This window comes from Caulobacter sp. Root655 (assembly GCF_001427665.1).
Classification (GTDB): Bacteria; Pseudomonadota; Alphaproteobacteria; order Caulobacterales; family Caulobacteraceae; genus Caulobacter.
This window is the reverse complement of sequence record NZ_LMHC01000021.1, coordinates 242,395-257,423: the sequence shown is the minus strand read 5'-3', so window position 1 is coordinate 257,423 and position 15,029 is coordinate 242,395. Positions and strand designations below refer to the sequence as shown.

At 69.1% G+C, this 15,029-nt stretch carries 13 protein-coding genes; 6 read left to right on the top strand and 7 right to left on the bottom strand.

Annotation, left to right across the window (positions count from 1 at the left end; all coding sequences use genetic code 11):
• Positions 1-129 precede the first annotated feature (129 nt).
• From ASD79_RS12615 to hflX, 3 genes are all read left to right on the top strand, one after another.
• Positions 130-993 (top strand): D-amino-acid transaminase, encoded by an 864-nt coding sequence (locus tag ASD79_RS12615; protein ID WP_056722117.1) that lies wholly within the window; start codon positions 130-132, stop codon positions 991-993.
• Between the two features lie 126 nt (positions 994-1,119).
• Positions 1,120-1,368 carry an RNA chaperone Hfq gene (gene hfq / locus ASD79_RS12610; protein WP_007668735.1) on the top strand — a complete coding sequence of 83 codons (249 nt, stop codon included), beginning with the start codon at positions 1,120-1,122 and terminating at the stop codon, positions 1,366-1,368.
• 10 nt (positions 1,369-1,378) lie between these two features.
• Positions 1,379-2,719 carry a GTPase HflX gene (gene hflX, locus ASD79_RS12605; protein ID WP_056722115.1) on the top strand — a complete coding sequence of 447 codons (1,341 nt, stop codon included), beginning with the start codon at positions 1,379-1,381 and terminating at the stop codon, positions 2,717-2,719.
• A gap of 133 nt (positions 2,720-2,852) precedes the next feature.
• Here the strand turns inward: hflX and mazG are convergent, their stop codons facing one another.
• The 5 genes from mazG to ASD79_RS12580 all read right to left on the bottom strand — a co-directional run bounded on the left by mazG (position 2,853) and on the right by ASD79_RS12580 (position 8,453).
• Positions 2,853-3,689 (bottom strand): nucleoside triphosphate pyrophosphohydrolase, encoded by an 837-nt coding sequence (gene mazG, locus ASD79_RS12600; protein WP_082584930.1) that lies wholly within the window; start codon positions 3,687-3,689, stop codon positions 2,853-2,855.
• On the bottom strand, positions 3,649-5,064 hold the full coding sequence (locus ASD79_RS12595; RefSeq protein ID WP_056722111.1) for an MFS transporter: 1,416 nt from the start codon (positions 5,062-5,064) through the stop codon (positions 3,649-3,651). The genes mazG and ASD79_RS12595 overlap by 41 nt, the downstream gene beginning before the upstream one ends.
• Before the next feature lie 94 nt (positions 5,065-5,158).
• A complete protein-coding gene (locus ASD79_RS12590; protein ID WP_056722109.1) occupies positions 5,159-5,656 on the bottom strand; it encodes a hypothetical protein in 498 nt (165 codons plus the stop codon).
• A 74-nt stretch (positions 5,657-5,730) separates the two neighbouring features.
• Positions 5,731-6,909, bottom strand: coding sequence for a Na+/H+ antiporter NhaA (gene nhaA, locus ASD79_RS12585; protein ID WP_056722107.1), 1,179 nt, complete (start codon positions 6,907-6,909; stop codon positions 5,731-5,733).
• An 83-nt stretch (positions 6,910-6,992) separates the two neighbouring features.
• Positions 6,993-8,453, bottom strand: a complete 1,461-nt coding sequence (locus ASD79_RS12580; protein ID WP_056722105.1) for a cobyric acid synthase — start codon at positions 8,451-8,453, stop codon at positions 6,993-6,995.
• 111 nt (positions 8,454-8,564) lie between these two features.
• Here ASD79_RS12580 and ASD79_RS12575 point away from each other — a divergent pair, with 111 nt between their 5' ends.
• The 3 genes from ASD79_RS12575 to ASD79_RS12565 all read left to right on the top strand — a co-directional run bounded on the left by ASD79_RS12575 (position 8,565) and on the right by ASD79_RS12565 (position 12,909).
• The gene (locus ASD79_RS12575; protein ID WP_007668723.1) at positions 8,565-8,858 is read left to right on the top strand and encodes a succinate dehydrogenase assembly factor 2; all 294 of its coding nucleotides are present in this window, start codon (positions 8,565-8,567) and stop codon (positions 8,856-8,858) included.
• Positions 8,859-8,954: 96 nt separating this feature from the next.
• A complete protein-coding gene (gene mfd / locus ASD79_RS12570; protein WP_056722102.1) occupies positions 8,955-12,419 on the top strand; it encodes a transcription-repair coupling factor in 3,465 nt (1,154 codons plus the stop codon).
• A gap of 97 nt (positions 12,420-12,516) precedes the next feature.
• The gene (locus ASD79_RS12565; protein ID WP_056722100.1) at positions 12,517-12,909 is read left to right on the top strand and encodes an SRPBCC family protein; all 393 of its coding nucleotides are present in this window, start codon (positions 12,517-12,519) and stop codon (positions 12,907-12,909) included.
• 52 nt (positions 12,910-12,961) lie between these two features.
• Here the strand turns inward: ASD79_RS12565 and ASD79_RS12560 are convergent, their stop codons facing one another.
• Positions 12,962-13,603 (bottom strand): DsbA family oxidoreductase, encoded by a 642-nt coding sequence (locus tag ASD79_RS12560; protein ID WP_056722098.1) that lies wholly within the window; start codon positions 13,601-13,603, stop codon positions 12,962-12,964.
• Between the two features lie 66 nt (positions 13,604-13,669).
• Positions 13,670-14,995: a diguanylate cyclase gene (locus tag ASD79_RS12555; protein ID WP_056722096.1), complete on the bottom strand. Its 1,326-nt coding sequence runs from the start codon at positions 14,993-14,995 to the stop codon at positions 13,670-13,672.
• Positions 14,996-15,029 lie beyond the last annotated feature (34 nt).

The following is a 15,029-nucleotide window of genomic DNA, read 5'->3' as shown; positions in this document are numbered from 1 at the left end:
CCGGCGAAGGCCGGGGTCCAGATGAAACCCACGAGAGGCTCTGGATGAATCTGGATCCCGGCCTTCGCCGGGAAAACGGATTTTGTGTGTGTTTAGCGCCGCAATGCCGCGCTCATGAGGAACTGAGAAATGTCGCGTTTCGCCTACGTCAACGGTCGGTTCGTGCGCCACGGCCAGGCCGCCGTGCATATCGAGGATCGCGGCTACCAGCTGGCCGACGGCGTCTACGAGGTTTGGGCGGTGTTCGACGGCAAGCTGGCCGACGCGGCTGGCCACTTCACCCGGCTGTGGCGCAGCCTGGACGAACTGAAGATCGCCCATCCGATGAGCCAGGCGGCCCTGACCGTCGTGCTGCGCGAGGCTGTCCGCCGCAACAAGGTGCGCGACGGCCTGGTCTATCTGCAGGTGACTCGCGGCGTCGCCCCGCGCGACCACGCCTTCCCCAATCCCGCCGTGCCGCCGGCCGTGGTCGTTACCGCCAAGTCGGTCGACCGCGCCGCCGCCGAGGCCAAGGCCGCCCGAGGCCTCTCGGTGGTCACCGTGCCGGAGAACCGCTGGGGTCGCTGCGACATCAAGTCGATCGGCCTGCTGCCCAACGCCCTGGCCAAGCAGGCGGCGCGCCAGCGCGGCGCGGTCGAGGCCTGGTTCGTCGACGAACTGGGCCTGGTCACCGAGGGCGCGTCGTCCAACGCCTGGATCGTCGATTCGGAAGGCCGCCTGCGTACCCGCGACACCCAGGCCAACATCCTGCGCGGCATCACCCGCACCAGCCTGATGGAGGTGATCGCCGACGAAGGCCTGCCGATCACCGAGCAGCCGTTCACGGTGGAAGAAGCCAAGGCCGCCCGGGAGGCTTTCATCACCGGCGCGGGCACTCTGGTGCTGCCGATCGTCAGCATCGACGGCGTCGCCGTTGGGGACGGAAAGCCCGGACCAGTGGCGACGCGGCTTCGGGCTCTCTATATCCAGCGGGCCAAGGAGGCGGCGATTTAAACTTCGCTACCTTTTGGCGCATTTTCCGTGCGGATTGGTCATACCAACCGACGAAAAATGCTCTAGTCTGAACTTGTTTGTGTGGGGGGCGTGTGGCCCTCCGAAACAATAAGAGGGGAACCCCCAATGTCTGCCGAAAAAAAACAGAACCTTCAGGACACTTTCCTGAACAGCGTGCGCAAGTCCAAGACGCCGCTGACGATCTTCCTGGTCAACGGCGTGAAGCTGCAGGGCGTGGTCAGCTGGTTCGATAACTTCTGCGTTCTGCTCCGCCGCGACGGCCAGTCCCAGCTGGTCTACAAGCACGCCATTTCGACGATCATGCCGGCCCAGCCCGTGCAACTGTACGAGCCGAGCGCTGATCAAGACGATTGATTCCTGACGTTTGACCAAATCCACTTCTAAATCCATCGACCACGCGACGCCGGTCCTGAAGGCGTTCGTGATCCATCCCGTGCGCCCGACGCGCGGCCAATCGGCTCTTGAGGCGCGTGATCCCGTCGCGCGCCTCGAAGAGGCCGTCGGCCTGGCCCTCGCCCTCGACCTGAACGTCGTCGAGACGATGATCGCGCCCCTGCGCCTGGTCACCCCCGCCACCCTGTTCGGCAAGGGCAAGATCGAGGAGTTCGCGGCGCTCTGCGAGGTCGAGAAGATCGACGTCGCGGTGTTCGACGACCAGCTGACCCCCGTCCAGCAGCGCAATCTGGAACGGACCCTCAACGTCAAGGTCGTGGACCGCACGGGCCTGATCCTCGAGATCTTCGCTCGCCGCGCCCGTACCCGCGAGGGCAAGCTGCAGGTCGAGCTGGCTCGGCTGGACTATGAGCGCTCGCGCCTGGTCCGCACCTGGACCCACCTGGAACGCCAGCGCGGCGGCACCGGCAACACCGGCGGCCCCGGCGAAACCCAGATCGAGCTCGACCGCCGCCTGATCCGCGACAACATCCTCAAGCTCAAGCGCGAGCTGGACGAGGTGCGGCGCACCCGCACCCTGCACCGCTCACAGCGCAAGAAGGTGCCGTACCCGACCGTCGCCCTGGTCGGTTACACCAACGCCGGCAAGTCGACGCTGTTCAACCGCCTGACCCACGCGACCGTCGTCGCCCAGGACATGCTGTTCGCCACCCTCGACCCCACCCTGCGCAATGTGAAACTGCCCGACGGCCGGCCGGCGATCCTGTCCGACACCGTTGGCTTCATCTCCGACCTGCCGCACGAGCTGGTCGAGGCGTTCCGCGCCACCCTGGAGGAGGTGCAGGAGGCCGACGTCGTGCTGCACGTGCGCGACGTGGCCAATCCCGACACCGACGCCCAGGCCCGCGACGTCCAGGCGGTTCTGGCCGAGCTGAAGGTCACCACCGAGGACGGCAAGACCATCCTCGAGGTCTGGAACAAGATCGACCTGGTCGACGGCGAGGCCCGTGAGATCCTCGACGGCCAGGCCCGGCGCCTGGGCGCCTCGGCGGTCTCGGCCGTGACCGGCGAAGGCTGCGTCGAGCTGCTCAAGCGGGTCGGGGCCCTGATCGACGACACCCCGCCGGTCGCCGTGCGGCTGGCGGCGGGCGACGGCGAGGCCCTGGCCTGGATCTACCGCAACGGCCGGGTCGAGAGCCGCGACGAGGAGGCCGAAGGCGGCGTGCGCCTGATCGCCCGCCTCGACGCCCAGGCCCTGGGCCGGTTCGAGCGGCAGTTCCCGAACGTGTGGGTGATGGCGACCGAAGGATAACCCTCTCCCATAGGGAGAGGGAGGGGCCCATCGCTTCGCGATGGGAGGGTGAGGGGTTTAGACGGTGACGACGTAACCCCTCATCCTCCCACGCCTGCGGCGCGGGCCCCTCCTTCTCCCCTCCGGGAGAAGGTTATTTCGCGCGCTCCGCCGCCTTCGCCGCGTCCCACAGCCCGTCCATCTCCGCCAGGTCCGACTGGTCCGGCGTCCGCCCGTCCTTGGCCAGTTCGGCCTCGATGAACGAAAACCGGCGCACGAACTTGGCGTTGGTGGCGCGCAGGGCGTCCTCGGGCTCGACGTCCAGCTTGCGGGCCAGATTGGCGACCACGAACAACAGGTCGCCCAGCTCCTCGCGGGCCTTGGCCTTGTCGCCGGCGGCGATCTCGACCTTCAGTTCGGCGATCTCCTCGGCCAGCTTGTCGAGCACTTCGTCGGTCGACGGCCAGTCGAACCCGACCCGGGCGGCGCGCTTGGTCAGCTTGACCGCGCGGGTCAGGGCGGGGAGGCCGGCCGGCACGTCGTCCAGCACGCCCCCCTTGGCTTTCGCCTGGCGCTCCTGAGCCTTCAGCGCCTCCCAGCCGGCGGTCTGGGCGTCCTGGTTCTCGTAGGCGTGGTCGCCGAACACATGGGGATGGCGGCGGATCATCTTGTCGTTGATCGACGCGGCCACGCCGGCCAGGTCGAAGGCGCCCTGTTCCTCCGCCATCCTGGAGTGGAACACCACCTGCAGCAGCAGGTCGCCCAGCTCTTCCTTCAGGTCGGACAGGTCGCCGCGCTCGATGGCGTCGGCCACCTCATAGGCTTCCTCCACCGTGTAGGGCGCGACGGTGGCGAAGGTCTGCTCCAGATCCCACGGGCAGCCGCCGTTCGGGTCGCGCAGCCGGGCCATGATGTCGATCAGAGTGAAGAGCGGGTGGCTCCCATTTTCTTCATTCAGCGGCGGGATTGGGAGCGAGGAGGGGTGAGACATGCGGTTCCGGGCTCGGGCTGAGGAGGGGCTCGGCCGCGTCCCGTTCGTCGAGCTGACGGCGGATCTCGGCGTGGGCGGCGGCGTCCAGCGGATAGCGCAGGATGATCGCGCACACCAGCAGGCCCAACGCGGCCGGAGCCGCGGCGTAGAGGGTGATCAGGGCCGCGTCGCCCTGGGCGCTCGGGATCTTGGGATCGAAGCCGAGCCAGGACAGCAGCAGGAACACGCCGATCGCCAGGGCGTGGCCCAGCTTCACCGTGCCGTTGACGACCGCGTAGAGCAGACCCGTGCGGTCGACGCCGGCGTGCAGCCGTTCCTCGTCGCCGATGTCGGCCATCATCGAGCGCACCAGCAGCGGCGCGGCCGAATAGGGCAGGCCGGCCAGGATCAGGATCCCCATGCTGATCACGTTGGAGACGTTGAACGTGAACAGGCCCTGGTTGTTGGGCGTGAACACCACGGCCAGCTGGAACACGGCGTAGGCCACCGACGCGATGGCCAGGGACTTGTGCTTGCCGACCTTCTTGGCCAGGGCCGGCCAGATCGGCGATCCGAACAAAGCGGCGACGAAATAGATCAGCAGCAGGACACCGGCCTCGGCCTTGCTGAAGCCCTTGATGCGCTCGAAGAAGAAGAAGAACAGCGCCCCGGCGATGCCCGGCGCCAGGCCCATCAGCAGGTCGGCGGCCAGCAGCTTCTGCACCGACGGCCGCTTGATCAGCGCCAGATACTGCCGCAGGCCGGCGGCGTGCTTGACGGGCGGGACGTTGGTCTCGCCGACCACGCCCATGGCCAGCAGGAAGGTCAGGGGCAGCAGGATGATGATGAACCAGCCCATCGACTGGATCCCGGCCGCGTGGTCGCCCTTGAAGACGATGGCCAGCAGGGGCGGCAACAGCAGCACCAGGATCATGCCGACCACATTGCCGGCGCCCCACCAGCCATAGATCCGCGAGCGCTGCTGGTAGTCGGGCGACAGCACCGCGCCCCAGGCGGTGTGCGCCAGCACGGCCATCGAATAGCCGACATAGCAGACCACCAGCGAGGCCCACAGATAGATCGGCCCGACCCCGGGCTTGGCCATGAACAGGGCGTAGGCGGCGATCATCAGCACGGGCGTGGCAGCCGCCAGCCAGGGGCGGAAACGGCCGATGCGCGTGCGCGTGCGGTCCATCATGCCGCCGAGGATCGGGTCCAGGATGATGTCGGCCAGCCGCACCAGCAGGAAGGCGGCGCCCACCACGGAAAGCGAGAGGCCCAACTCGCTGACATAGTATTCCGGCAGATAGACCACCAGGGGCAGGCCCAGGGCCGCCAGCGGCAGGCAGGGCGCCGCGAAGGCCGCCAGGGTCCAGGATGAGCGCCGTCCGGTCATGCTTCCTCGCCAAGAGCGGGCTACCCCCGCGTTTATGAACGTTGATCAGACGCCGTGTCGGGTCCGCTGGCAAGCGTCGCCGGAAACCGGTGTTTCAGCGCGGACCGAATTGATCCTTGGACAGTCGGACCGCCAGCTTGTCGAAGGCGGTCTCGGCGTCGCTCCAGGTCGCGCCGTGACGCGCCTGGCGAATATCGCTTTCGTACCAGCTGTAGTCGATCGGCGTGCGGGCTCCGCCGGGAGCGACATAGACGCCGCTGATCCGTGCTCCGCCGACGCCGAAGCTCTCCATCGAAAGGCCCGGCGTCCTGGACATCTGCTGCGCCGTCGGACGGTTGGGTTTGGCGTCCTCGATGACCAGGGCCAGGGTTCCGCCGCCGGGACGTGGGAGCAGCTTGCGCTCGATCGATCGTTTCAGATCGGTCGTCAGGAGGTCGAACTCGCGAGTTCCGATCGTGTCGGCCTTCTTGGCCAGGTCCGGGCCGATCGAGACCTTGACCTCGGCGACGACCGGCGTGGCCAGGGCAGGCGTGACCAGGACGGCCTGGGCGAGGCCCAGCGCCAGGGCGGCGGAAAGCAGGGCGGCGCGCATGGCGGAGGCTCCGGAGCGGAAGGACTGGGTCCCACGGATGTGGGCATGCCGACCGGCGAGCGCCATAGGGCCGATCACACGGCGGCCGGCTTGCGCGACAGGCTGAACATCAGCCAGCCCAGCAGGGCCGAAAGCACCGATCCGGCCAGCACGCCGATCTTGGTCTCGTCCTGCAGCACGGGCGCGTCGAAGGCCAGGTTGTTGATGAACAGGCTCATGGTGAAGCCGATGCCGCACAGGGCCGCCACGCCGTACAGCTGTGGCCAGGACGCGCCGCTGGGCCGCTGCGCCCAGCCCAGCTTGATGGCCGCCAGGCTGAAGCCGAAGACGCCGATCTGCTTGCCGACGAACAGGCCCAGCGCCGCGCCCAGTGTGGCCGGCGCGACCAGGGCCGCGGCGCCCACGCCGCCCAGGGCGACGCCGGCGTTGGCGAAGCCGAACACTGGCACCACCAGATAGGCCACCCACGGATTGAGCCCGTGCTCCAGCCGGTGCAACGGCGAATCCTCGTCGTCGGGCCGGGCCGGCGACTTGGTGATGGGAATGGTCATGGCCAGGATGACGCCCGACAGGGTGGCGTGGACGCCGGACTTCAGGAACAGGAACCACAGCACCGCCCCGACCAGCAGGTAGGGCCACAGGCTGACCACTTTGAACCGGTTCATGGCGACCAGCACCACCAGGGCGACCGCCGCGCCGCCCAGCGCCCACAGGGTCAGGTGGTCGGTGTAGAAGACGGCGATGATCAGGATGGCGCCCAGATCGTCGATGATCGCCAGGGCGGCTAGGAAGATCTTCAGCGAAGCCGGGACGCGCGACCCCAGCAGCGACAGCACCCCCAGGGCGAAGGCGATGTCGGTGGCGGCCGGAATGGCCCAGCCACGCAGGTTGTCCGGCGCGTCGCGATTGAGGACCACATAGACCAGGGCCGGGATCACCATGCCACCCAGGGCGGCGACGCCCGGCAATACCCGCCGCGACCAGCTGGACAGTTCGCCGTCGACCATCTCGCGCTTGATCTCCAGCCCGACCAGCAGGAAGAACACCGCCATCAGGCCGTCATTGACCCAGTGGGCGACGCTGAGACCCGCGATCTTGACGTGCAGGGCGTGGAAATAGGCCTCGGCCAGGGGCGAGTTGGCGACGATCAGCGCCAGGGCGGCGCTTCCCATCAGCAACAGGCCGCCGGCGGACTCGCTCTTCAGGAAGGCGCGGAGGGCGGAGATCGCGCGGCGGGGGCGGGCGGTCGTCATGCGGCTGGCCTCGTCGGGAATCGTCCTTTACTACCCTAACTTGTCATCCCGGGCGAAGCGAAGCGCAGACCCGGGACCGACGCCTAAAGTCCCGCGATCCGCGCGATCGCCGCGATGTCCAGCGCCTGCTCCAGCATCGCCGCGATCTCGTCCAGCGCCGCGTCGACCTTGGCCGCGTGGTCGCCCGGCCCGATGGCCACGCCCAGCGGGGCCAGCAGGGCGGCGCGGGCCTCGCCGCGTTCGAACAGGCCGTGGACATAGGCCCCCGCCACCCGCCCGTCGGCCGAGACCGCGCCGTCGGACGCGCCGCCGTCGATGGCCAGCATCGGCCGCCGCGTTCCAGGGCCGGTCGTGCGGCCGATGTGCATCTCGTAGCCGGAGAACGGCGTGTCGCCGTCCATCAGGCGTCCGGACACCGCGCGCAGCACCTTGTCGCCCAGCAGCACGGTCTCGACGTCGAGCAGGCCCAGCCCCGCCGCCGACCCCGGCGCCCCCTCGATCCCCTCCGGGTCGGCGACCGTCCGACCCAGCATCTGGTAGCCGCCGCAGACGCCCAGCACCCGGCCGCCGCGCCGGACATGGGCCAGGATGTCGATGTCCCAGCCCTGGGCCCGCAGGAAGGCCAGGTCCGCCAGGGTGGCCTTGGTGCCGGGAAGGATCACCAGGTCGGCGTCGCCCGGCACCGGGGTTCCCGGCGGCAGGAACGCGAAGTCCACGGCCGGATCGGCGCGCAGCGGGTCGAACTCGTCGAAATTGGCGATCCGCGACAGCATCGGCGCCACGATCCGAGCCCGCTTGTCGCCGTTGGTCCGGACCGGGCGTTCCAGCACCACGGCGTCCTCGGCGGGCAAGGTCCGGGCGGGATGCAGCCACGGCGCCATGCCCAGGTCCGGCCAGCCGGTGCGCAGGGCGATCTCGTGTCGACCGTCGTCGAACAGCGAAGGATCGCCGCGGAACTTGTTGATGATGAAGCCCTTGATGCGGTCTCGGTCGGCCGCGTCGAGCACCAGATGGGCCCCGGCCAGGGCGGCGATCACGTGGCCCCGGTCGATGTCGCCGACCAGGGCGACAGGCACGTCGGCGGCGTGGGCGAAGCCCATATTGGCGATGTCGCCCGCGCGCAGGTTGGTCTCGGCCGGGCTGCCAGCCCCCTCGACCAGCACCAGGTCGGCCTGCGCGGCCAGCAGGCGATAGCTCTCGACGGTGGTGGCCAGCAGGTCGGGTTTCAGGCCCTGGAAGGCGCGGGCCTTATAGGTTCCGACCACCTTGCCGCGCACGATGACCTGCGAGCCGACGTCGCTCTGCGGCTTCAGCAAGACGGGGTTCATGTGGACGGTCGGCGGCGTGCGGCAGGCGAGGGCCTGCAGGGCCTGGGCGCGGCCGATCTCGCCGCCGTCGGCGGTGACCGCGGCGTTGTTGGACATGTTCTGCGGCTTGAACGGCCGCACGATCAGGCCGCGATTGGCGAACAGCCGGCAGAGCCCGGCGACCAGGGTCGACTTGCCCACGTCGGAACCGCAGCCCTGGATCATCAGTGAAGCCATGTCCCGCGCCTATAGAGCGTGGCGGTCACGGTCAATGCGTCGCGCGGCTAGCGCACGAGGGAGTTCTCTGCGCTGGCGCGCGGGCCTTGGGCGCTCTATATCCCCGACCACATGAGCATCGATCACGACTCCCGCCTAAGGCGGCTGAAGTTCCGGGCCTGGCATCGCGGATTTCGAGAAGCGGACCTCATTCTGGGGCCGTTCGCGGATACCCATGGGCCCAACCTGACCCCCGACCAGCTCGACGCCTTCGAAGCGCTGATGGAGGAGTCCGACCGCGAGATCTATGCGTGGATCGTCGGCCAGGAGCCGACTCCGGCGAAGTTCGACACCGAAGTCCTGAACCTGATCAAGACCTTCCGTTATGAAGCTCATGCGGTGCGGCCGATCGGGGATGGGGCTTAGTCCCTGATCCGCTCATTCCGACGAAGTCGGGACCCACGCCAAGCAGCAGCACTCACACCAGCGGCGTTGTCGCTGGCTCAGCATTCGAAGAGTTGAATGGCCTACGACGCCAAACAGATCGCCAAGGCCGCCGGGAGCCTGATCCTCGCCGGCGCGCCGGAAGGTTTCGACGCCCTGGTGATGGCCGACATCGCCCGGGCGCGCGGCGGCCTGACGGCCTTCGTGGCCCGCGACACCGCCCGGGCCAGCGCCTTCATCGACGCCCTGAAGTTCTTCGCCCCCGAGATCGAGGCGGTGCTGTTCCCTTCGTGGGACTGCCTGCCCTATGACCGCATCGGCCCGTCGGCCGGGGTCGCGGCCACCCGCATGGCGACCCTACACCGCCTGGCCCTGGGCCTGGGCAAGGACAAGCCGGCCATCCTGGTCACCGCCGCGCCGGCCCTGTTGCAGCGCGTGCCGGAGAAGACCGTGTTGCTGCGCGCCAGCTACGCGGCCCGGATCGGCAACGTCGTCAACGTGGCCGATCTGGAGCGCTATTTCGCCATCAACGGCTATAGCCGCGCCTCCACCGTCTCCGAGCGCGGCGAGTTCGCCATTCGCGGCGGCGTCATCGACGTTTATCCGCCGGCCGCCGAGGAGCCGGTGCGCCTGGACCTGTTCGGTGACACCCTGGAGAGCATCCGAGCCTTCGATCCGGAAACCCAGCGCTCGACCCGGCAGCTGAAATCCATCGAGCTGCTGCCGGTCAGCGAGGCCCTGCTCGACGCCGACGGCATTTCGCGGTTCCGGTCGGGCTATGTCCGTATCTTCGGCGCGCCGGGCGACGACCCGCTGTACGCCACGGTCAGCGAGGGCGGCCGCCGGGCGGGCCTGGAGCACTGGCTGCCGCTGTTCTACGAACGGATGGCGACCCTGTTCGACTACCTGCCGGACGGCGCGCTGATCGGCGTCGACCACCAGGTCACGGAAAGCCGCGACGAGCGCCTGGCGATGATCGCCGACGCCTATGACGCCCGCGCCTCGGCCGACCGCCGATCGGCCTATCGCCCGCTGAAGCCCGACGCCCTCTACCTGACCGCCCAGGAGTGGGACGCCGCCGTCGCCGACCGTCCCAACCGCCAGTTCACCCCGTTCCAGCCCCAGGGCCTGGACGTGGTCGACATGGGCGCCCAGATGGGGCGAGCCTTCGCCGCCGAGCGGGCCCAGGACAGCGTCAACCTGTTCGAAGCCACCGCGACCCACGCCCGCGATCTCGCGGGCCGGGGAAAACGCGTGCTGTTCGCCTCGTGGTCCGAGGGCTCGTCCGAGCGCCTGGGGACCATGCTGGCCGACCACGGTCTGACCAAGATCCCCTACGCCGCCTATTGGCAGGCGGCCAAGGCCAACGACCCCAAGATCCCGCAGCGGGTGGTCCTGCCGCTCGACAACGGCTTCGAGACCGACACCCTGGCGGTGATCTCCGAGACCGATATCCTCGGCGACCGCCTGGCCCGGCCGCGCAAGAAGCGCCGCGCCGCCAACTTCCTGGCCGAGGCCAGCGCCCTGACGCCGGGCGATCTGGTGGTCCACATCGACCACGGCATCGGCCGCTACGAGGGCCTCAAGACGCTCGACGTGCAGGGCGCGCCGCACGACTGCCTGGACCTGCTGTATGGGGGCGAGGCCAAGCTCTACCTGCCGGTCGAGAACATCGACCTTCTGACCCGCTACGGGACCGACGGCGAGAACGTCCAGCTCGACAAGCTGGGCGGCGCGGCCTGGCAGGGGCGCAAGACCAAGGCCAAGGAACGGCTGCGGGTCATGGCCGAGGGCCTGATCCAGATCGCCGCCGCCCGCCAGTTGAAGTCGGTCGAGGAGACCGACCCGCCGCACGGCGTGTTCGACGAGTTCTGCGCCCGGTTCCCCTACGAGGAGACCGACGACCAGCTGTCGGCGATCGCCGACGTGCTGGAGGATCTCTCCTCCGGCAAGCCGATGGACCGGCTGATCTGCGGCGACGTCGGTTTCGGCAAGACCGAGGTCGCCCTGCGCGCCGCCTTCGTGGTGGCGATGAGCGGCAAGCAGGTGGCCATCGTCTGCCCGACCACCCTGCTGGCTCGCCAGCACTACAAGACCTTCAAGGACCGCTTCCAGGGCTGGCCGGTGAAGGTCACCCGCCTGTCGCGCCTGGTCACCGGCAAGGAAGCCGCCGAGACCCGCGAGGGCCTGGCCAACGGCCAGTTTGAAATCGTGGTCGGCACCCACGCCATCCTGTCCAAGCAGGTGTCGTTCAAGGACCTGGGCATGGTCATCGTCGACGAGGAGCAGCACTTCGGGGTCAAGCACAAGGAGAAGCTCAAGGAGCTTCGCGCCGACGTGCACATGCTGACCCTGACCGCCACGCCGATCCCTCGAACCCTCCAAATGGCGCTCAGCGGCATTCGGGAAATGTCGATCATCGCCACCCCGCCTGTCGACCGCCTGGCGGTGCGCACCTACATCAGCCCGTTCGACCCGGTCACCCTGCGCGAGGCCCTGCTGCGCGAGAAGTATCGCGGCGGCCAGGCCTATTACGTGGTGCCGCGCATCAAGGACCTGGAGGACATCGAGAAGTTCCTCCGCGTCCAGGTGCCCGAGGTCAAGTACGTGGTCGGGCATGGGCAGATGGCCCCGACCCAGCTGGAAGACGTGATGACCGCCTTCTACGAGGGGCAGTACGACGTGCTTCTTGCGACCACGATCGTGGAAAGCGGCCTGGACATCCCCTCGGCCAACACCCTGATCGTCCACCGCGCCGACATGTTCGGCCTGGCCCAGCTCTATCAGATCCGCGGCCGGGTCGGCCGCTCCAAGGCCCGGGCCTACGCCTACCTGACCACGCCCAACGAGAAGACCATCACCCTGTCGGCCGAGAAGCGCCTGAAGGTGCTGCAGTCGCTCGACAGCCTGGGCGCCGGCTTCCAACTGGCCAGCCACGACCTCGACCAGCGCGGCGGCGGCAACCTGCTGGGCGACGAGCAGAGCGGCCATATCAAGGAGATCGGCGTCGAGCTGTACCAGCAGATGCTGGAGGACGCCGTCGCCGAGTTGCGCGAGCGCCAGGGGGCCGAGGCCCTGATCGAGGACCGGGGCTGGTCGCCGCAGATCAACACCGGCGCGGCCGTGATGATCCCCGACGACTACGTGCCCGACCTCAACGTGCGGCTGTCGCTCTATCGCCGCCTGTCGGAAGCCGAGCGGGCCGCCGACCGCGAGGCCCTGGCCGCCGAGCTGATCGACCGCTTCGGCCCGCTGCCGCCCGAGACCGACAGCTTGCTCAAGGTCGTGGCCATCAAGGGCATGTGCCGCGAGGCCAATGTCGCCAAGATCGACGTCGGCCCCAAGGGCGCGGTCGCCAGCTTCCGCAACGACACCTTCGCCAACCCGCTGGCCCTGGTGCAGTTCGTCGCCAAGAACGCCATCGTCTGGAAGGTGCGTCCCGACCAGAAGCTGGTGATCAAGGGCGAGTGGGAGACGCCGGCGGCCCGGCTCGACGCGGCGGAGAAGATTCTGGCTCAGTTGGTGAAACTGGCCAAGGCTTGAGGGGCGATCCCGCGGCTGCGATGACCGTGTCCGGATCTCGCCAGACCAACGCGCGCCGACCTGTCAGAGTCAGGGAAACCTCGAAAGGAGATTTCCGATGGCCACCATCGTCAAGCGGGTCAGCATCGACGTCGCGCCGGGCCAGGTCTGGGACGCGGTCCGGGATTGGGGGGCCGTGCACCAGCGGCTGTGCCCCGGGGTCCTGACCGACACCACGGTCGAGGGCGAGGCGCGGATCGTCACCTTCGCCAACGGCCTGGTCGCCAAGGAGCTGATCGTCGCGGTCGACGACGACGCCCGCCGCCTGGTCTGGGCCGTGGTCGGGACACAGCTGCTCAGCCACCACAACGGCGCCATGCAGGTGCTGGCAGAGGGGCAGGGCAGCCGCATCGTCTGGACCGCCGATCTGCTGCCGCACGACGCCGCGCCGCAGGTCGCCGGCCTGATGGAGGCCGGTTGCGCGGCCATGAAGGCGACGCTGGAGGGGTAGGAGCATGGCCGGGGACAGGCCCATGGGCCTGTCCCCGGCCGGCGCAACGTGTTCAAGCCGCTTCCAGGGCCTTGTCGATGGCTTCGGCGATGTTTTTCGGGCTCTCGGCGCCGACGATCGCCAGCTTGCCGCCGAAGATCGCGAACGGCACGCCGGTGATCCCGCCCTGAACGGCCATGGCGTGCTCCCGGGCGACGGTCTCCCTGTCCGCGCCCTCGGACAGCAATTGCAGGATCACCACCGGGTCCATGCCGGCCGCCTCGCCGATGTCGGCCAGCACCTGGGGATCGCCAATGTCGCGGCCCTGCGTGAAATAGGCGGCGAACAGGCCCTCGACCACGGCGTCCTGCCGGCCCGCCCCATGCGCCCAGCGGATCAACCGGTGGGCGGCGCTGGTGTTGGGCGACAGGGCGATGGCCTCGAAATTGAAGACGATCCCTTCCTCGGTCCCCGCCTCGACCAGGGCGGTGTGCACGGCCTTCAGCTTGAGCGGATCCTTGAACTTGCCGGCCATATAGGCTTTGCGGTCAACGCCTTGCTCGGGAAGGGTCGGGTCGAGCTGATAGGGGCGCCAGACGATCAGCGGCTCGACGTCGGGCCGCAGGGCCACGGCCGATTTCACCCGCCGCCAGCCCAGATAGCACCAGGGGCAGACGACGTCGGCGACGAGGTCGATCAACAGGGGCTGGCCCATGGCGCGGTCTCTCGGATGCTCTGTTCCGCGACGCACGTAGAGGCGTCACGCCCCTTCGACAAGCCTTCAGGCGCTGTCGCGCTGCAGGGCCCGCGCCGCCGCCCGCTCCAGGGCATGGACCGCGCTTTCGCCGACCTCGATCTGGGCGACGCCGATGTCGAACTCGCAGACGAACGGTGCGCGGTCGTCGCCGGCGTCGAAGGCGGTGCAGCCGATCACCGCGGCGATCCGTTCGGCGGCGGCGCGGCCGGCGGCCTGGTTGGTGGCGGGCAAGGCCAGGGCGAAGACTTCCGGCGCCAGGCGGGCGGCGGTGTCTTCCACGCGCACCAGCCGGCCGACCATCGAGCCGATCTGCGGGATGGCGCGGTCCAGCCAGCCGTTCTGGCGGGCCCAGACGGTGTCGGGCTTGTCGGCGACGCGCAGCACGCAGATCGACAGCGGTCGCGCCCGCTCGCGAGCCGCGCCGGCCAGCCGCACCAGGTGCGCGGCGAACAGGTCGCGGGTGAACAGGCCGGTGGCGGCGTCCATCAGGCCCGAACTGCGGGCCTTCTCCAGCGCTCCGCGGATCGACTCGCCGCGCCGATAGCTTCGGGCCAGCTCGACGACACGAAGTGCGGTCTCGATCTCGGGGGTTTCCGGCGAGGCGACGTCGGACACCCCGCGATGGAAGGCCTCCGACATGGTCACGTAGCTCTCGGCCTTCAGGTAGAGCAGGGCCGGAATGTGGAACAGGCGGGTGTTGCGCCGCATGCCAGCGGCGATCGACAGCGCTTCCTGCTGGTTGTCGCCGGCCCACAGCACCACGGCGTCGAAGGCCCGCTCGTGCAGGTAGTCGAAGGCGGTGTAGGCCGTGAAGGCGCCGACCACGTCGGCGCCGCTGCGGGTCAGGGCGTTGGACAGGGCCAGGAATTGCGGCGCGGGCTCGCCGATCGCCAGGATGCGGAAGGGCTCGGCGTGCGGCTCGGGCAGGTCCAGCCGCCGGCCGCGATCGCCGAAGGTCGCCAGGCGAAGCTCGAACTCCTCCTCGGCGATGGCGGTGCGGACCAGGGACTCCAGGCGCAGCACGGCCTGCGAGGGGTGCAGCGGCGGCGACAGGGTCAGGTCGAAGGCCTGGTGGTTGGGTTCGGTCCCCGGCTCGCCGATGGCGATAACGGGCAGGCGGCGCGGAGCCACCGCCGCCTTCAGGCGACGCGACAGGGATTGGGCGTCGGGACCGGCGCTCTCGAGGTCGACGATCACCGCCTCGATGTTCAAGTCGCCGAGCGCGGCGAGGGCGGCATAGGGGCCACGCGCGGTGATGGTCCGCCAGCCGAGCTTGTCGAGCCCTTCGGACAACGGTCCCGCGCGGGAGTCGTCGCGCGCCACGATCAGGATTCGGGCGTTCACCGCCAACTCAAGCCTCCGCCCCGGATACCGGCTATCGCCC